The organism is Kitasatospora sp. NPDC056651, assembly GCF_042792155.1.
In the GTDB taxonomy this organism is placed as follows: Bacteria; Actinomycetota; Actinomycetes; order Streptomycetales; family Streptomycetaceae; genus Kitasatospora.
In genome coordinates, this window is sequence record NZ_JBHTWX010000117.1 from 1 (window position 1) to 20,111 (window position 20,111).

The window sequence follows — 20,111 nt, forward strand, 5'->3', positions numbered from 1 at the left end:
CCCCGTCACCGGGGGCGGGCGGCCGCTTCGTCGTTCAGAGCCGTCGTTCAGAGCGTCGCGGGCTCGGCCTGGGCCTGCTCCGCCGGGGCCGGCGCCACCTCGCGCGGGAAGCGGCGGTTCACGGACTTCACCACCGTGCGGCCGAGCTTCTGGAACGGGATCTCGACCAGCCGGTACGAGAGGTAGGAGAGCACCACGAGCGCCGCGAGGTAGCCGAGGGTGAGGACGGCCTGCCCCATCAGGCCGGCGAACGGCAGCGGGTGGGTCCGGAGCTTCCAGCCGACGAAGTACATCAGCGGGCCGTGCAGCAGGTAGACCGAGAAGCTGATCGTGCCCAACCCGCTGAGCCAGCGCGGGAAACGGCGGTGGCGCAGCAGCATGGCGCCCGCGAACAGCGCCCAGGCGGCCAGGTAGGCGAAGGAGAAGGACTCCCACGAGGGGGTCCAGGTGTGCCACAGCGCGGTGTCCCGGTTGTACAGGTAGCCGACCGCGACACCGGACACGACGACGAAGGCGCAGCAGAGCAGGGCCGGGAGCCGGTCGATCTGGCAGTGCTCCAGCCGGTACAGCACGGTGCCGGCGAACATCGTCGCGAAGATCAGCATCGTCTCGAAGCCGGTGGAGCGGCTGTTCAGCGTGATCAGCGCCAGGCCCAGCCCGCCGAGCAGCAGCGCGCCCCAGCGGGTCAGGTCCGGGCGGGCGGTGGCGATGCAGGCCAGCGCCATCAGCACCACGATCCCGGCGGCCGCCGCCAGGTGCCCGGAGGCCTCCAGGCTCACCGAGACGGTGCTGATCGGCAGCCAGGCGCCGAGCAGCAGCGCGACGGCGGCGAAGCCGACCGCGACGGGGGCGCTGTGCCGGTGCCACCCCTGGACGAACAGGGCGGAGACGAAGTAGTAGAAGACCATCTCGTAGGCGAGCGACCACATCACCCCGAGCATGCTGGGCACCCCCAGCAGGTCCTGGAGCAGCAGGCCGTTGGCGGCGAGCGACAGCGCCGGGTGGTCGAAGGTGAAGCCCTGCACGATCTGGTCACCGCGGGGCAGCACCAGCAGGCTCGCCACCACCGCGACGGTCACCGCGGGGTAGATGCGGAAGATCCGCCCGGTCCAGAACGCCCGGACGTCGCCGCGCCGTTCCAGCGAGGCCGGGATGATGTAGCCGCTGACCAGGAAGAACAGCATCACGCCGAAGAAGCCGAGGTCCAGGTGCGGCGGCACCCGGTCCCCGTGCGGGATCTTGTCGAGCAGCCCGAAGTGGTGCATCGCGACGGCGAGGGCGGCGATGCCGCGCAGGGCGTCGAGCCAGCCGAGCCTGGCGGAGGCGGGGGACTTGGACCTGGGGGACGATCCGGGCGTCGCGAACTTCACAGCCGGAGGCTAGCGGAAACCGTCCGGCGGGGCGGCCGCCGTCCGCCGGGCCCCCGAACGGTCGTACGGATACGGACGGTGGACGTTCACCGGAGCTTCCGGACGATCGGGTACACATGGACGGTGACATCCCAGCTCTTCCCGTCCGACGTGCAGCAGTCGCTGGACCTCGTCGGCATCTTCGTCTTCGCCCTCTCCGGGGGTCTGCTCGCCGTCCGCAAGAACATGGACATCTTCGGGATCTGTGTCCTGGCGGAGGTCACCGCCCTCGGCGGTGGCGTGATGCGCGACCTGGTGATCGGGGCGACCCCGGTCGCCGCCTTCACCAACCTCGGCTACTTCGTGACCCCGCTGGCCGCCGCACTGGTGGTGTTCTTCCTGCACCCGGAAGTCGAGCGGATCAACCGGGCGGTGCAGACCCTGGACGCGCTCGGGCTCGGGCTGTTCTGCGTCACCGGCACCGCCAAGGCGCACGACTTCGGGCTCGGCGCGGTCGCGGCGATCGCGCTCGGCATGGTGACCGCGGCCGGCGGCGGCGTGATCCGCGACGTGCTGGCCGGGGAGATCCCCTCGCTGCTGCGCTGGGACCGGGAGATCTACGCCGTCCCGGCCCTGGTCGGCGCCACCATGGTCGCGCTGCTGATCGCCACCGACCACCTCACCGGCCCGACCGGCACCGCCGCCGCGCTCACCGCCTTCGGGCTGCGGATGCTCGCCCTGCGGTACGGCTGGCGGGCACCACGGGCCTGGCACCGCAACGGTTCTCGCACCAACGAGGAGTAGGCGAGCCGCCGTACGCGAGCGAGATCGCCTCGGCGGTGCAGAGCAGTTCCGGCACCATCCGGGCCAGGACGGCCGGTGGCACCTCGCTCGCCGGGGCGCTCAACGCGCAGGCCGCGACCGTCCGTCCGCCGCTGCCCGCGACCGGTGCGGCCACGCAGGTCACCGGCTCCCGGTGCTCGCAGGACTCGGCCGCCCAGCCCCGGCGGCGCACCGCGGCCAGCTCGGGCTCCTCGCCCCCGTCCCCTCCTCCGGAGAGGCCGGCGAGCAGCACCCGGCCGACCGCCGTCCCCTCGACCGGGGCCCGGCGCCCGATCCGGGACGGCCCGGCGCCCGGCGGCCCGGCCACCTCGTCCAGGTAGAGCACCTCGCCGTCGTCCAGCACCGCGAGCCGGACGGTGAGGCCGCTGCGGGCGCTGAGCGCGGCCAGGTACGGCGCGGCGACCTGCCGGACGTCGAAGTCCTCCAGCGCGCGGTGGGCCAGCGAGAGCACCCGGCCGCCGATGCGGTAGCGGAGGTCCGGCTGGCGGCGGGCGAAACCGTGCTCCTCCAGGGTGCGCAGCAGCCGCAGGGCGGTGGACTTGTGCACCCCGAGGCTGCTGGCGGCCTGCTCCAGCGAGAGCGGTGCGTCGCCGAGTGCGTCGAGCAGGGTCAGCGCGCGGTCGACCGACTGCGACATGGCGTATCCCGTGGATCCGGCTGACTGGTGGCGCCAGGCTAACCGCTGGGTGGCGCAGAGGTGTAAACCAGTGCCGGACGCGGCCGTCCGGTGGTGGTGCGTGCGGTCGTCGTCCGGCGGTGGCGCGTGCGGTCGTCCGGCCGTGCTGCGTGCGGTCGGTGGCCGGATCGGTGCCAGGGCTGGATGGGCGCGCGGTGCCGCGCTCTACAATCGGTTCGTTATGCCATACCTGGACCATGCGGCGACCACGCCGATGCTGCCCGAGGCGATCGCCGCGATGACGGCGCACCTGGGGGTGGTCGGCAACGCCTCGGCCCTGCACGCGGCCGGCCGCCGCGCCCGCCGGGTGGTCGAGGAGTCCCGCGAGTCGCTGGCCGACTCCCTGGGCGCCCGCCCGAGCGAGATCGTGTTCACCGGTGGCGGCACCGAGTCCGACAACCTGGCGGTCAAGGGCCTGTACTGGTCCCGCCGGGACGCCGACCCGGCCCGGACCAGGGTGCTGTGCAGCCCGGTCGAGCACCACGCGGTGCTGGACGCGGTGCACTGGCTCTCCGAGCACGAGGGCGCCGACGTCGAGTACCTGCCGGTGGACGGGTACGGCCGGGTGCACCCCGAGGCACTGCGCGAGGCGATCGAGCGGGCGCCCGAGGCGGTCGCGCTGGTCACCGTGATGTGGGCCAACAACGAGGTCGGCACCGTCCAGCCGGTGCGCGAACTGACCGCCGTGGCCGCCGAGTACGGCATCCCGGTGCACGCCGACGCGGTGCAGGCGCTCGGTCAGGTCCCGGTCTCCTTCGCCGAGTCGGGCCTCACCGCGCTCACCGTCACCGGGCACAAGATCGGCGGCCCGTTCGGCATCGGCGCGCTGCTGCTCTCCCGGGGCGCCACGCCCGTACCGCTGCTGCACGGCGGCGGGCAGGAGCGCGACGTGCGCTCCGGCACCCTGGACGCCCCCGGTTCGGCCGGCTTCGCGGCCGCCGCGGCGCTCGCGGTGGAGCGGCGGGCCGAGCACGCCGTCACCCTGGGCGCGCTGCGGGAGCAGCTGGTGGCCTCGGTGCTGGCCGCCGTCCCGGACGCGGTGTACAACGGCGACCCGTCGGCCGAGGGCCGGCTGCCCGCCAACGCACACTTCTCCTTCCCCGGCTGCGAGGGCGACGCGCTGCTGATGCTGCTGGACGCCCAGGGCATCGAGTGCTCCACCGGCTCGGCCTGCTCCGCCGGGGTGCCCCAGCCCAGCCACGTGCTGCTCGCGATGGGCGTCGACCCGCTGCTGGCGCGCGCCTCGCTGCGCTTCTCCCTCGGGCACACCTCGGTCGAGGAGGACGTCACGGCGCTGGCGGGGGCCATCGGGCCGGTCGTCCAGCGGGCGCGCAACGCGGGGCTGGCCTCGGTCCGCCGGTAGGCCCCGTCCGAGGGCCGGGCATGTTCGGCGGTAGGGCCGGGGCATGTTCGGCGGCCCCGTACGCTTGTAGTCACCATGACTGACTTCCCGGGTGCCCCGACCACTCCCTCGACCGGCCGTCTGCGCGTGCTCGCGGCGATGTCCGGCGGAGTCGACTCCGCCGTCGCCGCCGCCCGCGCCGTCGAAGCGGGGCACGAGGTGACGGGCGTCCACCTGGCGCTCTCGGCCAACCCGCAGTCCTTCCGGACCGGCGCGCGGGGCTGCTGCACCATCGAGGACTCCCGGGACGCGTGGCGCGCGGCCGACGTGATCGGCATCCCCTTCTACGTCTGGGACCTCGCCGAGCGCTTCCGCGAGGACGTGATCGACGACTTCGTCGCCGAGTACGCGGCCGGGCGCACCCCGAACCCCTGCCTGCGCTGCAACGAGAAGATCAAGTTCGCGGCGCTGCTGGACAAGGCGATCGCGCTCGGTTTTGACGCCGTCTGCACCGGCCACTACGCCCGGATCGTCGACCTGCCGGACGGCTCGCGCGAGCTGCACCGCGCGGTGGACGCCGCCAAGGACCAGTCGTACGTCCTCGGCGTGCTCGACGCCGAGCAGCTCGCCCACTCGCTCTTCCCGCTCGGCGACACCACCAAGGAAGCCATCCGCGAGGAGGCCGAGCGCCGCGGCCTGGCCGTCGCCAAGAAGCCCGACAGTCACGACATCTGCTTCATCGCGGACGGCGACACCCAGGGCTTCCTGGCCAAGCACCTCGGCACCGCGCCCGGCGACATCCTCGACGTCGACGGCACCAAGCTCGGCGAGCACGACGGCGCGTACGGCTTCACCATCGGCCAGCGCAAGGGCCTGCGGATCGGCCGCCCGGCGGCGGACGGCAAGCCCCGGTACGTGCTGGACATCTCCCCGGTGAACAACACCGTCACCGTCGGCCCGGTCGAGGGCCTCGACGTCACCGGGCTGACCGCCATCCGCCCCCGCTGGTGCGGCACCGAGCCGCTCGCCGACGGCCGCTACACCGCCCAGCTGCGCGCCCACGGCGAGGAGGTGCCGGTCTCGGCCGCCGTCGTCGACGGCACCCTCCAGGTCAGCCTCGACTCCCCGGCCCGCGGCATCGCCCCCGGCCAGGCGGTCGTGCTGTACGACGGCACGCGGGTCGTCGGCTCGGCCACCATCGCCACCACGGAGCGCCCCGCCGTCACGGCCTGAACCCACCTCGGGTGACTGTGCGGTCGGTCCATGACACGCGTGGTCACACAAAGTGCTGGCAGGTGTGCAAATCGTGACGCATTCTCGCCGCGTCCGGCCGGGGGCGAGGGCGCTCATGCCGACCGCGACGAGTCGCTTCCCCATCGCGTACCGGCCCGAGCGCAGGTGGACGAGCGAGCGGAGGTCCGGTGGGCCTCGGCGTCGCGGTCGCGAGCCCGCCCAGGCACGGGCCGTTGAGGTAATGCCGGTGAGCGGGTGGGGTCAGGCGTGATAGACCAGTCGGCATCATGAATATCTGCGTCTTCTGCTCCGCGTACTCACTCGACGACCGCTACTCCGCCCCCGCCGCGGAGTTCGCCCGGCTCCTGGGGGAGGGCGGGCACACCCTCGTCTGGGGCGGCTCGAACGCCGGGCTGATGGGCCTCCTGGCCGACGAGGTGAAGGCCGCGGGCGGCAGGACCGTCGGCGTCATGGTCGAGATGCTGCGGCACAAGGCGTACGTCGGCGCGGACGAGCTGGTGTGGACGGCGGACCTCTCGGAGCGCAAGGCCGAGCTGGCGGCCCGGGCGGACGCGATCGTCGTGCTGGTCGGCGGGCTGGGCACCCTGGACGAGGTGACCGAGGTGCTGGAGCTCAAGAAGCACGGCAGGTTCGAGAAGCCGGTCGTCGTCCTGGACACCGAGGGCTTCTACTCGGGCCTGCGCACCCAGATGGAGCGGATGGACACCGAGGGCTTCCTGCCCCGCCCCCTCGCTGAGCTGATCACCTTCGCGGACACGCCCGCCGAGGTGTTCGCCCAGCTCAAGGCCTGAGAGGATCGACTCCATGGCTGCACATCTGATCACCGGCGCCGGCTCCGGCATCGGCGCCGTCCTGACCGAGAAGCTCGCCGAGCGCGGAGACGAGCTCTGGCTGCTGGCCCGCGACGCCCGTCGGGCCGCCGAGCTGCGCGAGCGCTTCCCCGGGGCGAAGACCCTGGCCGGCGACCTGGGGGACCCGGGCAAGCTGTCCTGGGCCTTCGGGCACCAGCAGCTGCCGGTGAAGCTGGACTCGCTGGTGCACGTCGCGGGCATGGTGGAGCTCGGCCCGGTCGGCGACCTGACCGTCAAGGCCTGGCAGGAGACCCTGAACGTCAATCTGGTCGCCCCCGCCGAGCTGACCCGGCTGCTGCTGCCGTCGCTGCGGCTCGGCAAGGGCCACGTGCTGTTCGTGAACTCCGGCGCCGGCCTGAACGCCCACGCCGACTGGTCGGCGTACGCGGCCAGCAAGCACGGCCTCAAGGCGCTCGCCGACTCGCTGCGCGCCGAGGAGCGGGCCAACGGCGTCCGGGTCACCTCCGTCTACCCGGGCCGCACCGCCACCGCGATGCAGGTCAAGGTGCACCAGCAGGAGGGCAAGGAGTACGACGCGGGCCGCTGGATCGAGCCCGAGTCCGTCGCCAAGGCGATCCTGGCGGCCCTGGACGCCTCCCGCGACGCGGAGATCACCGACATCACCGTCCGCCCCGGGCGGTAGTGCGTCGCATGGGAAGTCGGCCCGGCCGACTTCCCGTGCGCTCCGGCGTCCGTCCGGCTGAGTAGGCTCGGGCGGGTGAGCACCCCACATCCCTTCCCCGACCTGCGCGGCGCCGCCACCGGCGTCGGCTCGCTGCCCGGCACCGACGCCCGGGAGGCCGCCAAGACCGCCACCGGAGCGCTGGAGCACCTGCCGTTCCTGCCCGAGCTGCCCGCGCGCGGGCCGGGCGCCGACATGATCGGGCGCGGCGCCGGCCTGCTGGTCGAGCTGTTCGCGCAGACCGAGCCGAGCGGCTGGCGGTTCACCGACCGTCCGGGCCGGGACACCCGGCGCGCCCACTCCTGGCTCGGCGAGGACCTGGACGCCCTGGAGGAGTTCACCCAGGGCTACCGGGGCGCGCTCAAGGTCCAGGCCGTCGGCCCCTGGACGCTGGCGGCGAGCATCGAGCTCAAGCACGGCGAGAAGGCGCTCGCCGACCCGGGCGCCTGCCGGGACATCGCCGGTTCGCTCACCGAGGGCCTGCGCCGCCACCTCGCGGACGTCCGCAGGCGGGTGCCGGGCGCCGAGGTCGTCCTCCAGCTGGACGAGCCCTCGCTGCCCGCCGTGCTGGCCGGGTCGGTGAAGACCGCCAGCGGCTTCCAGCGGCTGCGCGCCGTCGACCGGCAGGTCGCCGAGGAGGTGCTGCGGGAGACCGTCCGGGGCCTGGACGCGCCCGTGGTGGTGCACAGCTGCGCGCCGGAGGTTCCGGTGCCGCTGCTGCGCCGGGCCGGCGTCGCCGGGATCTCGCTCGACTTCTCGCTCCTCACCGAGCGCCAGGACGACGACCTCGGCGAGGCGGTGGAGGGCGGCACGATGATCCTCGCTGGTGTCGTCCCCGCCACTGACCAGGCAGTGTCCGACCCTGCCGGTAGTGTCCAGGGTGTCAGGACCTTGTGGCGCAGGCTCGGGTTCGCTCCGGAGCTGCTGGGCCGCCGCGTGCTGGTGACGCCCACCTGCGGGCTGGCCGGGGCCTCCCCGGCGTACGCGCGCAGGGCGCTCTCCCAGAGCGCCCGGGCGGCACAGAGCCTGGTGGACAACCCGGAATGAGAACGTAGGAGGGCTTGCGGTGACGGCTGTCGAGGGCTGGGAGGACGTCCCGGCGGAGGTGCGCAGGCGGCACGCGGAGCTGGCGCAGGAGATCAGCGACCACCGCGCCCGGTACTACGAGCAGGACGCGCCCGTCATCAGTGACGCCGAGTTCGACGCGCTGATGCGGGACCTGGAGGCGATCGAGGCCGAGCACCCGGCCCTGGTCACCCCGGACTCGCCGAGCCAGCGGGTCGGCGGGGCCGCCACCGTGCTGTTCGCGGAGGTCGAGCACCGGGAGCGGCTGCTCAGCCTGGACAACGCGATGGACGACGAGGAGCTGGCCGCCTGGGCCGAGCGGGTCGCCACCGAGCTGCACGGCATCGACTACCACTACCTGTGCGAGCTCAAGGTGGACGGCCTGGCCGTCAACCTCACGTACGAGAACGGCCAGTTGACGCAGGCGGCGACGCGCGGTGACGGCCGGGTCGGCGAGGACATCACCGCCAACGTCCGCACCATCAAGGAGATCCCGCACCGGCTCACGGGGGAGAACGTCCCCGAGCTGGTGGAGATCCGCGGCGAGGTCTACTTCCCGACCGAGGAGTTCGACGCGCTCAACGCCTCCTTCGCGGAGGAGAACGAGCGCCGCCGGCAGGAGAACGAGGAGCGCGCCGAGGAGGGCAAGCGGCCCCGGGCGATGATCCGGCTGTTCATGAACCCCCGCAACGCCGCCGCCGGTTCGCTGCGCCAGAAGGACCCGCACGTCACCGCCTCCCGCCCGCTGCACATGGTGGTGCACGGGATCGGCGCCCGGGTCGGCTTCGACATCGACAACCAGTCGCACGCCTACCGGCTGCTGCACGACTGGGGCCTGCCGACCGCCCGGCACAACAAGGTGGTGGGGTCGCTCGCGGAGGTGCGGGCCTTCATCAAGCGCTTCGGCGAGCAGCGGCACTCGGTCGAGCACGAGATCGACGGCGTCGTGGTGAAGGTGGACGAGATCGCCCTCCAGGGCCGGCTCGGCGCGACCTCCAAGTCCCCGCGCTGGGCGATCGCCTGGAAGTACCCGCCGGAGGAGGTCACCGGCAAGCTGGCCGAGATCCGGGTCGGTGTCGGCCGCACGGGCCGGGCGACGCCGTTCGCGGTGCTGGCCGAGCCGGTGAAGGTGGCCGGGTCGATGGTGCAGTACGCGACGCTGCACAACCAGGAGATCGTCAAGGCCAAGGACGTGCTGCTGGGCGACACCGTGGTGCTGCGCAAGGCCGGCGACGTCATCCCGGAGATCCTCGGCCCGGTCTACGACCTGCGGGACGGCACCGAGCAGGCCTTCGTGATGCCCTCGCACTGCCCGGAGTGCGGCACCGAGCTGCGCCCGATGTCCGAGGGGGACATCGACCTGCGCTGTCCCAACGCGCAGCACTGCCCGGCGCAGATCCGCGAGCGGATCGCCTTCCTCGGCGGGCGGTCCTGCCTGGACGTCGAGGGGCTCGGCTACGTCGCGGCCACCGCGCTGACCCAGCCGCTGGAGCCGGCCGAGGCGCCGGTGGGGAACGAGGCGGACATCTTCCGGCTGACGGAGGAGAAGCTGCTGCCGATCAAGGTGCTGGTCCGGGACCCGAAGACGGGCATGCCGAAGCTGGACGACCGGACGGGCAAGGAGAAGGAGGTCTTCTTCTTCGCCACCACCAAGGGCGAGCCGAAGAAGTCGCTCCAGCTGCTGCTCGACAACCTGGCGGCGGCGAAGACGCGGCCGCTGTGGCGGTTCGTCAACGGCCTGTCGATCCGGCACGTCGGCCCGGTCGCCGCGCAGGCGCTGGCCCGGGAGTTCCGCGACCTGGACCGGATCTTCGAGGCGACCGAGGAGCAGTTGGCGGCCGTCGAGGGGGTCGGCCCGACCATCGCCCGGTCGATCCGGGAGTGGTACGCGGAGGACTGGCACCAGGAGATCCTGCGGAAGTGGCGGGCGGACGACGTCCGCTTCACCGAGGAGTTCGCGGACGAGGAGGAGGGGGAGCGCCCGCTGGAGGGGCTCACCGTCGTGGTGACGGGCACCCTGGCCGGGCACACCCGGGACGGCGCCAAGGAGGCGCTGACCTCGCGCGGAGCGAAGGTGACCGGTTCCGTTTCGAAGAAGACCGATTTCGTGGTCGCCGGTGACAACCCCGGGTCCAAGTACGACAAGGCTGTTCAGCTCGGCCTGCCGGTCCTGGACGACGCGGGGTTCGCCGTCCTGCTCGCCGACGGGCCCGCCGCCGCCCGTGCCCACCTGGGACTTCCGGAGCCGGAAGGGGCCGAGGAGGCCAAGGAGGAGCCCGCCGGGGACTGATCCCGAGCCGACCCGAGCGGCCGCTGACCGGATCGGTGTTGTTATCGTCCTGATGCAGCGTCATCGGGTGCCGCACGGTGAAAGCGGGCATTGTGTCACTGTGCGGCGCCCGTGCGCGGTGGCGCGTTTCCGGTTGTCCGAAAGTCTGCCCACCGGGTGGACCCCGGCTTACCCTGGAGCGCAACAGAGTGTCAGCAGGGGTGGGGGCACCGGCTGGGCCGGTGCTCCTCGGGGTCGCTCCATGCCCGGCAGCTGTCGGTACCGGCACGGTGCCTCACCGTAAGGCGGCCTGACGGGGCGGGCCCGACGGAGGACAGGGCTTATGGATCGTACGACCGGCGGTGCGCCCACACGCCCGCCGCAGGGGGTGGCGGGTGCGGTCCTGCTGCTCGGCGTGCTGCTGGCCGGAGCCGCGCCGCTCATCCCGCTGGCCGTCCTGGTCTACCGGTACGAACCCGAGTTGCTGCCGCTGTTCGCCGTGCCCCTGGCGGTGCTGGTGGCGGCCTGGCGGATCGCCCGGGACCGCGCCCGCGACCAGCTGACCGACCCGCTGACGGATCTGCCCAACCGTCAGGCCCTGCTGCTGGCCGCCCAGGAGGCGATCGCGGAGTGCGAACAGGGCTACAGCGTCGGTCTCATCCTTCTCGACCTCGATCGCTTCCGATCGCTCAACGACACACTCGGTCATACGGCCGGGGACCGGCTGCTGGTTCACATCGCTCGCCGGCTGCACCGGGCCCTGCGCTCAGGCGGCCCGGCCGGCAGCGCCACCCGGGAGTCCATCGACGACGTCTTCGCCGGCCTGCCCCGGCACTACCGCCGCGGCCGCCCGATGGTGGCCCGGATGGGCGGCGACGAGTTCGCCGTCCTGCTGCCCGGCATCAACTGCCCGGACAGTCTGGAACGGGTCGCCAAGGCGCTGATCGCCGAACTCGCCGCCCCGATCCGGCTGGACGGGCTGCTGCTCGTCCTGGAGGCCTGCGGCGGCGTCTGCGTCTACCCCCAGCACGCCCAGGACGCCGAGTCGCTGCTGCGCCGGGCCGACGTCGCGATGGGCCACGCCCAGCGCGGACGCAGCGGCGTCGCCCAGTACGACGAGACCCAGGACGCCGACACCCCGTACCGGATCGGGCTGCTGGGTGACCTGCGCCGGGCGCTGGAGACCGGCGAGGTGCAGCTGCACTACCAGCCGAAGGTGGCCTTCGACGGCCGGGTGGTCGGCCTGGAGGCGCTGCTGCGCTGGGAGCGGCCCGGCCAGGGGAAGGTCTCGCCGGACGAGTTCGTCGGGCTCGCCGAGTCCAGCGGCCTGATGCCCCGGCTCACCGACTACGTGCTGGAGGCGGCCGTCGGCCAGCTCGCGTACTGGCGCGACCAGGGGCTCCAGGTGCAGGTCGCGGTCAACGTCTCGCCGCGCGACGTGCTCAACCCCGGCTTCGCCCAGCGGGTGGCCGGCCACCTCGTGCGCCACCAGGTGCCGGCCCACGCGCTCCAGCTGGAGATCACCGAGCGGCTGCTGCTGGACGACTCCCGGCGGGCCGCCGACACCCTGGCGGAGCTGCGCGGCTACGGCGTCGGGATGTCCCTGGACGACTTCGGCACCGGGCACTCCTCGCTGGTGCGGTTGCGCAGCCTGCCGGTCGGCGAACTGAAGATCGACCGCTCCTTCGTCTCCCGGATGGTCGCCGACGACCACGACGCGGCGGTGGTCCGCTGCTCGGTGGAGCTCGCCCACTCGCTGGGCCTGACCGTGGTCGCCGAGGGCGTCGAGGACGACGAGACCTGGGAGCGGCTGCACTGCATGGGCGTGGACGCCGTCCAGGGCTGGCTGGTGTCGGCCGCGCTGCCGGCCGAGCAGGCCACCGCCTGGCTGCGGGTGCACCGCACCGGCGCCCCGCCGGTGGAGCGGCTGGGCGTGCCGCCCCAGCTGCACGCCGGCTTCCAGCCGGGCCAGGGCGGCGCCAGGCCGCCGGTGCTGCCGCCGACGCTCCCGCCCGTCCGGCCGCCCGTCCGGCCGCCCGTCCGGCCACCCGTCATCCCGCCCGTCCGGCCGCCGGTGACCCAGGTGGTGCCGACCGCGCACCTGGAGGTCAAGGCCCCGGGCCCGCAGGGCTGGGCCCGCAGCGGCCCGCAGTAGGCCGCCGCCGTCCGCCCGACGCCGTCCCCCCGACGGCGTCCGCCGGGCGTCGCGCCCGGGCCGGTGACGGGCGCCTCGGATCACGCGTTGGCCGGTGTACGGGCCGGGCCCCATAGGATGGGGTCCAAAGACCACGAGGACGGAGCGGCGAACCCGGCTGCTCCTGCCCGGGCCCGGCACCGTCGTGAGGCGTCGCCGGGTCTCACCAGAACTCACCCTGAGGATCGCTGCATGCCTGGCATCACGCGCGAGGAGGTCGCCCACCTCGCCCGGCTGTCGCGTCTTGAGCTGAAGCCCGAAGAGCTGGACCACTTCGCCGAGCAGCTCGACGTGATCATCGGCGCGGTCGCCCGCGTTTCCGAAGTCGCCGGACAGGACGTCCCGCCGACCTCCCACCCGCTGCCGCTGACCAACGTCATGCGCGCGGACGAGGTGCGGCCGTCGCTCACCCCGGAGCAGGCGCTGTCCGGCGCCCCCGCCGCCGAGGAGCAGCGTTTCCGTGTGCCGCAGATCCTCGGGGAGGACTGACCGAGATGACCGAGATGATTCCCACCCCGATCATTAAGTGGACCGCCGCCGAGACCGCGAGCGCCATCGCCAAGGGCGAGGTGTCCGCCGTCGAGGTCGCGCAGGCGCACCTGGACCGCATCGACGCCGTCGACAAGAAGGTCAACGCCTTCCTGCACGTCGACACCGAGGGCGCGCTGGCCGCGGCCAAGGCCGTCGACGCCAAGCGCGCCAAGGGCGAGGAGCTGGGCCCGCTGGCCGGCGTCCCGCTCGCGCTCAAGGACGTCTTCACCACCAAGGGCATCCCGACCACCTGTGGGTCGAAGATGCTCGAAGGCTGGATCCCGCCGTACGACGCCACCCTGACCAGCCGTCTGAAGAACGCGGACGTGGTCATCCTCGGCAAGACCAACATGGACGAGTTCGCGATGGGCTCCTCCACCGAGAACTCGGCGTACGGCCCGACCGGCAACCCGTGGGACCTCACCCGCATCCCCGGCGGCTCCGGCGGCGGTTCGGCCGCCGCGCTGGCCGCCTTCGAGGCCCCGCTGGCGATCGGCACCGACACCGGCGGCTCGATCCGTCAGCCCGGTGCCGTCACCGGCACCGTCGGCGTCAAGCCGACCTACGGCTCGGTGTCCCGCTACGGCCTGGTGGCGTTCTCGTCCTCGCTCGACCAGGGCGGCCCGTGCGCCCGTACCGTGCTGGACGCGGCGCTGCTGCACGAGGCCATCGCCGGGCACGACCCGCTGGACTCCACCTCGATCGACGCGCCGGTCCCGGCCGTGGTCGAGGCGGCGAAGATGCGCGACATCCGCGGCATGCGGATCGGCGTCGTCAAGGAGTTCGCCGGCGAGGGCTACCAGGCCGGCGTGATGCAGCGCTTCGACGAGTCGGTGGAGCTGCTGCGCGAGCTGGGCGCCGAGGTCGTCGAGGTCTCCTGCCCGTCCTTCACCCTGGCGCTGCCGGCGTACTACCTGATCGCCCCGTCGGAGTGCTCCTCCAACCTGGCCCGCTTCGACGCCATGCGCTACGGCCTGCGGGTCGGTGACGACGGCTCGCGCTCGGCCGAGGAGGTCACCGCGCTGACCCGCGAGGCCGGCTTCGGCGACGAGGTCAAGCGCCGCATCATCCTGGGCACCTACGCGCTGTCCTCGGGCTACTACGACGCCTACTACGGCTCGGCCCAGAAGGTCCGCACGCTCATCTCGCGCGACTTCGACGCCGCCTTCGCGGGCGTGGACGTCCTGGTCTCGCCGACCACGCCGACCACCGCATTCCCGATCGGCGAGCGCGCCGACGACCCGATGGCGATGTACCTGGCCGACCTGTGCACGATCCCGTCGAACCTGGCGGGCAACGCGGCCATGTCGCTGCCGGTCGGCCTGGCCCCGGAGGACAATCTCCCGGTCGGCCTCCAGATCATCGCACCCGCGATGGCGGACGACCGTCTGTACCGCGTGGGCGGCGCCGTCGAGGCCGCACTCAACGACAAGTGGGGGCACACCCTGCTGGAGGAGGCACCGGCACTGTGAGCAAGATCGAGAAGGCGAAGACCCAGTCCGCTTCGCTCAAGGGCTTCAAGCACTCGAAGCCCGGGCTGTGGCTGTCCATCGGCACCAGCGCGTTCGGCGCGGTCTCCATCGCCAAGGACGTCCGCAAGGCCCGCGAGGAGAGCGACACCCTCAAGCTGGTCAACGCGCTGGTCGGCGCGGCCGCGCTGATCACCGGCACCGCCCTGCTGGTGCGCGAGCTGCGCCGGCTGGGCTCCGACGACGTGCTGCTGGGCTGAGCCGAACCGTGCGCCCCGGCCCGGCCCCGCGCGACGCGGCGGCCGGGCCCGTACCTCCCAAGCTTCAAGTGAGAAGGGACGCTGTGAGCGTCATGAACCTGGTCTCCTACGAGGACGCTCTCGCGTCGTACGACCCGGTGATGGGCCTTGAGGTCCACGTCGAGCTGGGTACCAAGACCAAGATGTTCTGTGGTTGCTCGACCGAGCTGGGTGCCGAGCCGAACAGCCAGACCTGCCCGACCTGCCTGGGCCTGCCCGGTTCGCTGCCGGTGGTCAACGCGATCGGCGTGGAGTCGGCCGTCAAGATCGGCCTGGCGCTGAACTGCGAGATCGCCGAGTGGTGCCGGTTCGCGCGGAAGAACTACTTCTACCCGGACATGCCCAAGAACTTCCAGACCTCGCAGTACGACGAGCCGATCGCCTTCAACGGCTACCTCGACGTGCAGCTGGAGGACGGCTCGACCTTCCGCGTGGAGATCGAGCGCGCCCACATGGAGGAGGACACCGGCAAGTCCAGCCACGTCGGCGGGGCCACCGGCCGCATCCACGGCGCCACCCACTCGCTGCTCGACTACAACCGGGCCGGCATCCCGCTGATCGAGATCGTCACCAAGCCGATCGAGGGCGCCGGTGAGCGCGCCCCCGAGGTCGCCAAGGCGTACGTCGCCGAGCTGCGCGAGGTGATCCGCTCGCTGGGCGTCTCCGAGGCCCGGATGGACAAGGGCCAGATGCGCTGCGACGTCAACCTGTCGCTGCGCCCGAACGGCACCGAGAAGTTCGGCACCCGCTCGGAGACCAAGAACGTCAACTCCCTGCGCAGCGTGGAGCGGGCCGCCCGGTTCGAGGTCCAGCGGCACGCGACGGTGCTGACCGACGGCGGCAGCATCATCCAGGAGACCCGCCACTTCCACGAGGACAACGGCACCACCACCTCGGGCCGGATCAAGGACAACGCCGAGGACTACCGCTACTTCCCCGAGCCGGACCTGGTGCCGGTGGCCCCCGCCCGCGAGTGGGTCGAGGAACTGCGCGCCGCCCTGCCCGAGCTGCCGCGGGTGCGCCGCGCCCGGCTGCAGGCCGAGTGGGGCCTGTCCGACAAGGACATGCAGTCGGTGCTCAACGCCGGTGCCGTCGGTCCGATCCAGGAGACCATCGCGGCCGGTGCCCCGGCCGACCAGGCCCGCAAGTGGTGGATGGGCGAGCTGGCCCGCCGCGCCAACGAGACCGGCACCGAGCTGAGCGAGCAGCCGATCACCCCGGCGCAGGTCGCCCGGGTCACCGCGCTGGTCGCCGAGGGCAAGCTGAACGACAAGCTGGCCCGCCAGGTCATCGAGGGCGTGCTGGCCGGCGAGGGCGAGCCGGACGAGATCGTCGAGAAGCGCGGCCTGGCCGTGGTCTCGGACGACTCCGCGCTGGGCGCCGCCGTCGACCAGGCGATCGCCGAGAACGAGGCGATCGCCGCCAAGATCCGCGACGGCAAGGTCCAGGCCGTGGGCGCGCTGGTCGGCGCGGTCATGAAGGCCACCCGCGGCCAGGCGGACGCCGCCCGCGTGAAGGATCTGATCCTGGAGCGGCTCGCCGTGGAAGGCCAGTAAGCACAGCAACCCCTCCTTCCTAAGGCATCTAAGGCGTCTAAGGCCCCCTAAGTAAGGTCTAAGGCCCTGTCTCACCTCTAGAACTAGGTGAGGCAGGGCCTTAAACCTTTTCCGGCGCCCCGTCTAAGGCATCCGGCCTTCGAAACATCGGGCACGCTCCCGATGTGGCCACCCCCGCTGGGAGAGGAAGCTCTTACTCGTCAGGAAGACGACGGAGCGAAACCCACAGGGGGAACCGAAGTGATCGAGTACCAGACCTTCCAGCAACAGGCCCACGAGCTCGTGGCCCGCGCCGAACACGAGCGCCTGGTGCGTGAGGCGAAGGAGGCCCGCCGACTGCGGCAGCGCCCGGTCGCCGCCCGCTTCCAGCGGCGCCCCGTGCGCCAGGCCGAATGCTGACGACACGGCACCACGACGGTGCCGAGGTGGTCACGGAGGGGGAGACGCTGCGGGTGAGCGTCTCCCCCTCCGGGCGTTCGCCCCGGGAGATAACCCCTCCTCCGGGCCCTGCCGGCTATGGCATGCTCGCCTCCATGCAGCAGATATCGGTCAGCCCCGTCTTCGTCGGCCGTGGCAGCGAGATCACCGCGCTGACCGACGCGCTGCGCCGCGCGGGCACCGGCAGCCCGCAGGCCGTCCTGATCGGCGGCGAGGCGGGGGTCGGCAAGACCCGGCTGCTGGAGGAGTTCCTGGAGCGGGCCGCCGCCCAGGGCGCGGTCACCCCGCTCGGCAGCTGTCTGGAGGTCGGCGCCGAGGGCCTGCCGTACGCGCCGCTGGCCGCCGCGCTGCGCCGGCTGCACCGCTCGCTGGGCGTCGAACTGGAGGCCGCCGCGGCCGGCAGCGAGGGCCACCTCGCCCAGCTGATATCCGAGTTCGGCGAGGCGGACGGCGAACCCAACGACGAGTACGGCCGGGCCCGGCTGTTCGAGCACACCGCGAGGCTGTTCGAGCGGCTCGGCGCGGAGCGTACCCTCGTCCTCGCCATCGAGGACCTGCACTGGTCCGACCGTTCCACCCGCGAGCTGCTCGCCTTCCTGGTCCGCACCCTGCACCGCTCCCGGGTGCTGCTGGTCGCCACGTACCGCACCGACGACCTGCACCGCCGGCACCCGCTGCGCCCCTTCCTGGCCGAACTCGAACGGCTGCGCACCGTCCAGCGGCTGGAGCTGGCGCGGTTCGACCGCCGCGAGGTGGCCGCCCAGCTGGCCGGCATCCTCGGCACCGCCGCCCCCGACCGCCAGCTGGTGGACCGCATCCACCGCCGCTCGGAGGGCAACCCGTTCTTCGTCGAGGAGCTGGCCACCGCCTTCGAGGACGGCTGCGGCGCCGGGCTGACCGACTCGCTGCGGGACATCCTGCTGGTGCGGGTCGAGGGCCTGGACGAGGAGGCCCAGCGGGTGGTGCGGATCGCCGCCGAGGGCGGCTCGCACGTCGAACACGCCCTGCTGGCCGCCGTCCTGGACGACGAGGAAGCGCTGATCGAGGCGCTGCGGGCGGCCGTCGGAGCCAACATCCTGCGGCCGGACAGCGAGGGCGAGGGCTACCGGTTCCGGCACGCGCTGGTCCGCGAGGCGGTCTCGGACGACCTGCTGCCCGGCGAACGGCACCGGATCAACCGCAAGTTCGCACTCGCCGTGGAGGCCCAGCCGCAGCTGGTCCCCGGCGACGCGCTGGCCGCCCGGCTGGCCAACTACTGGTACCACGCGCACGATCCGGCCCGCGCCCTGCCGACCGCCCTGGACGCCGCCCGCGCGGCCCGCCGCCGCAACGCCTTCGCCGAGCAACTCGGCATGCTGGAACGGGCGCTGGAGCTGTGGGACCAGGTCTCCGAGGAGGTGCTGGCGCACACCCTGCGCCCGTACGACTGGGCCGAGACCTACCCGCCCGGCTCCTGCGACGAGGAGTCGGCCGGCGAGGAGTGCGACCGGATCCAGCTGGTCGACGTGCTGGCCGAGGCGGTGGTCGCGGCCAGGCGCTGCGGCGACCGCGAGCGCGGCCTGAGCCTGGCCAAGCGCGGCATCCGGCTGGTCGACGAGGCCGAGCACCCGGTGCGCGCGGCCTGGTTCCGGATCAACCGGGCCCGGATGCTGGGCAACCTCCGCCGCTCCGGGGACGACGAGGAGATCGCCCACGCCCACCGGCTGGTGGAGCACCTGCCGCCGTCCGCGGTGCAGGCCGAGGTGTTCGCGCTCAGCGCCAACTCCGCCATGCTCAAGACGCCCGGCCCCGAGCACATCGAGCTGACCGAGCGGGCGATCCGGATCGCCCGGGAGGTCGGCGCGACCTCGGTCGAGGTGCACGCCCGGATGACCCTCGGCAGCCTGCGCTACGACGTGCAGGCCGACGCCGAGGGCGGGCTGGCCGAACTCGCCGGCGCGGTCGAGCGGGCCCGCGAGCTGGGCGTGCCGGACCTGCTGCTGCGCGGGATCAACAACCTGGCCAGCATGCGACGCGGCCTGGGCCGGGCCGAGGAGGCCGTCGAACTGAGCCGGGAGGGCCTGGAGTTCGCGGACGGAAAGGGCCTGCTGCGCAACATCGGCACCATCCTGACCGGCAACCTGGCCGAGTCGCTGGCCGACCTCGGGCGGCTGCGGGAGGCCGACGAGGTGCTCGCCGCCTGCGAGCTGACCAGCCCGGGCGGCACCCACGCCGAGTTCCTGGACCGGATACGCGGCGAACTCGCCCTGCTCCAGGGGGACCTGCCCGCCGCGGGGACGATGCTGGCGCAGGCCCGGGCCGCCAACCGGATCGGCCAGGCCCAGCACAGTGTGCCGATCAGCCGGCTGGCCGTGCGGCTGGCCGCGCACGCCGGGCGGCCGCTGGAGGCCCGGGCCGAACTGCTCGCCGTGCTCGCGGACGAGGGGCGGACCGGTTCCGAGTCCGACGTCTACCCGCTGCTGGTCGAGGCCGCCGGGGTGGAGGCGGACAGCCGGGGCCTGCCGCAGGCCGCGGCGGGCCGCCCGGAGGCACTGGCCGCGATCACCGCGGTGGCGGCCGGACTGCGGCCCCGGGCGCCGCTGCAGCACGGCTGGGCCCGGCTGCTGGAGGCCGAACTGGCCCGTGCCGAGGGCGCGGACACCCCCGCGCAGTGGGCCGCCGCGGTCGAGGCGCTGCGGCCGACGGGCCTGCCGTACCCGCTGGCGCTCGCGCTGCTGCGGGCCGGCGAGGCCGAGGTGCAGGCCGGGCGGCGCGAGGTCGGCGCCGAACTGCTGCGCGAGGCGGCCGAACTGGCGGCCGTCCGGGGGGACCGGCCGCTCGGCGGGCAGATCGCCGCCCTGGCCGAGCGGGCCGGGCTGAACCTCGCCCCGGCCGGGCGGACCGCCACCGCCAAGGTGCCCGCCCCGGCCGCCGGGGACTCCTTCAACCTCACTCCCCGTGAGCGGGACGTGCTCCGGCTGCTCGCGCGCGGCTGGACCAACCGGCAGATCGCCGAGGAACTGTACATCTCTCCGAAGACCGCGAGCGTGCACGTTTCCAACATCCTCGGCAAGCTCGCCGTCGGCGGCCGGGGCGAGGCGGCCGCGCTGGCGCACCGGCTGCGGCTGTTCCCGGACGACCTGGCCCCCTCGGGCCGCTGAGGGCCGCCCCTTCCGGGCTTCCGGGCGCCGCCCCGGGCCCGCTGAGCAGCGCTCCACCGGCTGTCCGGCACTCCACCGCCGGCCCGGACCGGGGCCCGCCCGACCCGGCCCGCCACTCGTCCCCCCAGGGCGAGGGGGAGGTGGCCGGCGGCG

16 protein-coding genes are annotated in these 20,111 nt (G+C 73.2%); 14 read left to right on the forward strand and 2 right to left on the reverse strand.

Annotated elements, in window-relative coordinates:
• Positions 1-47: 47 nt before the first annotated feature.
• On the reverse strand, positions 48-1,370 hold the full coding sequence (locus ACFRAR_RS32375; RefSeq protein WP_380702746.1) for an acyltransferase family protein: 1,323 nt from the start codon (positions 1,368-1,370) through the stop codon (positions 48-50).
• Between the two features lie 123 nt (positions 1,371-1,493).
• On the opposite strand from ACFRAR_RS32375, the gene ACFRAR_RS32380 reads away from it, so the two are divergent.
• Positions 1,494-2,153: a trimeric intracellular cation channel family protein gene (locus ACFRAR_RS32380; RefSeq protein ID WP_380702748.1), complete on the forward strand. Its 660-nt coding sequence runs from the start codon at positions 1,494-1,496 to the stop codon at positions 2,151-2,153.
• Here ACFRAR_RS32380 and ACFRAR_RS32385 read toward each other — a convergent pair.
• Positions 2,059-2,829 carry an IclR family transcriptional regulator gene (locus ACFRAR_RS32385; RefSeq protein WP_380702750.1) on the reverse strand — a complete coding sequence of 257 codons (771 nt, stop codon included), beginning with the start codon at positions 2,827-2,829 and terminating at the stop codon, positions 2,059-2,061. The two genes, ACFRAR_RS32380 and ACFRAR_RS32385, sit on opposite strands and share 95 nt — an antisense overlap.
• A gap of 220 nt (positions 2,830-3,049) precedes the next feature.
• On the opposite strand from ACFRAR_RS32385, the gene ACFRAR_RS32390 reads away from it, so the two are divergent.
• The 13 genes from ACFRAR_RS32390 to ACFRAR_RS32450 all read left to right on the forward strand — a co-directional run bounded on the left by ACFRAR_RS32390 (position 3,050) and on the right by ACFRAR_RS32450 (position 19,958).
• Positions 3,050-4,231, forward strand: coding sequence for a cysteine desulfurase family protein (locus ACFRAR_RS32390; protein ID WP_380702752.1), 1,182 nt, complete (start codon positions 3,050-3,052; stop codon positions 4,229-4,231).
• Positions 4,232-4,306: 75 nt separating this feature from the next.
• A complete protein-coding gene (gene mnmA / locus ACFRAR_RS32395; protein WP_380702754.1) occupies positions 4,307-5,443 on the forward strand; it encodes a tRNA 2-thiouridine(34) synthase MnmA in 1,137 nt (378 codons plus the stop codon).
• Between the two features lie 287 nt (positions 5,444-5,730).
• Positions 5,731-6,255, forward strand: a complete 525-nt coding sequence (locus ACFRAR_RS32400; RefSeq protein ID WP_380702757.1) for a TIGR00730 family Rossman fold protein — start codon at positions 5,731-5,733, stop codon at positions 6,253-6,255.
• Positions 6,256-6,268: 13 nt separating this feature from the next.
• The gene (locus tag ACFRAR_RS32405; RefSeq protein WP_380702759.1) at positions 6,269-6,958 is read left to right on the forward strand and encodes an SDR family oxidoreductase; all 690 of its coding nucleotides are present in this window, start codon (positions 6,269-6,271) and stop codon (positions 6,956-6,958) included.
• A gap of 75 nt (positions 6,959-7,033) precedes the next feature.
• Positions 7,034-8,044: a methionine synthase gene (locus ACFRAR_RS32410; protein ID WP_380702761.1), complete on the forward strand. Its 1,011-nt coding sequence runs from the start codon at positions 7,034-7,036 to the stop codon at positions 8,042-8,044.
• Positions 8,045-8,063: 19 nt separating this feature from the next.
• Positions 8,064-10,352, forward strand: coding sequence for an NAD-dependent DNA ligase LigA (gene ligA, locus ACFRAR_RS32415; RefSeq protein ID WP_380702763.1), 2,289 nt, complete (start codon positions 8,064-8,066; stop codon positions 10,350-10,352).
• Positions 10,353-10,674: 322 nt separating this feature from the next.
• Positions 10,675-12,486 (forward strand): putative bifunctional diguanylate cyclase/phosphodiesterase, encoded by a 1,812-nt coding sequence (locus ACFRAR_RS32420; protein WP_380702765.1) that lies wholly within the window; start codon positions 10,675-10,677, stop codon positions 12,484-12,486.
• A gap of 231 nt (positions 12,487-12,717) precedes the next feature.
• A complete protein-coding gene (gene gatC, locus ACFRAR_RS32425) occupies positions 12,718-13,014 on the forward strand; it encodes an Asp-tRNA(Asn)/Glu-tRNA(Gln) amidotransferase subunit GatC (RefSeq protein WP_030057414.1) in 297 nt (98 codons plus the stop codon).
• Positions 13,015-13,028: 14 nt separating this feature from the next.
• Positions 13,029-14,528 carry an Asp-tRNA(Asn)/Glu-tRNA(Gln) amidotransferase subunit GatA gene (gene gatA, locus ACFRAR_RS32430; RefSeq protein ID WP_380702781.1) on the forward strand — a complete coding sequence of 500 codons (1,500 nt, stop codon included), beginning with the start codon at positions 13,029-13,031 and terminating at the stop codon, positions 14,526-14,528.
• Positions 14,525-14,785 carry a hypothetical protein gene (locus tag ACFRAR_RS32435; protein ID WP_380702767.1) on the forward strand — a complete coding sequence of 87 codons (261 nt, stop codon included), beginning with the start codon at positions 14,525-14,527 and terminating at the stop codon, positions 14,783-14,785. Before gatA ends, ACFRAR_RS32435 begins: the two co-directional genes overlap by 4 nt.
• Positions 14,786-14,868: 83 nt before the next feature.
• Entirely contained in the window at positions 14,869-16,380 is a 1,512-nt protein-coding gene (gene gatB / locus ACFRAR_RS32440; RefSeq protein WP_380702769.1) for an Asp-tRNA(Asn)/Glu-tRNA(Gln) amidotransferase subunit GatB, read from the forward strand.
• Positions 16,381-16,620: 240 nt separating this feature from the next.
• The gene (locus tag ACFRAR_RS32445; protein WP_380702771.1) at positions 16,621-16,779 is read left to right on the forward strand and encodes a hypothetical protein; all 159 of its coding nucleotides are present in this window, start codon (positions 16,621-16,623) and stop codon (positions 16,777-16,779) included.
• A 134-nt stretch (positions 16,780-16,913) separates the two neighbouring features.
• Positions 16,914-19,958, forward strand: coding sequence for an AAA family ATPase (locus ACFRAR_RS32450; RefSeq protein ID WP_380702773.1), 3,045 nt, complete (start codon positions 16,914-16,916; stop codon positions 19,956-19,958).
• Positions 19,959-20,111: the final 153 nt, after the last annotated feature.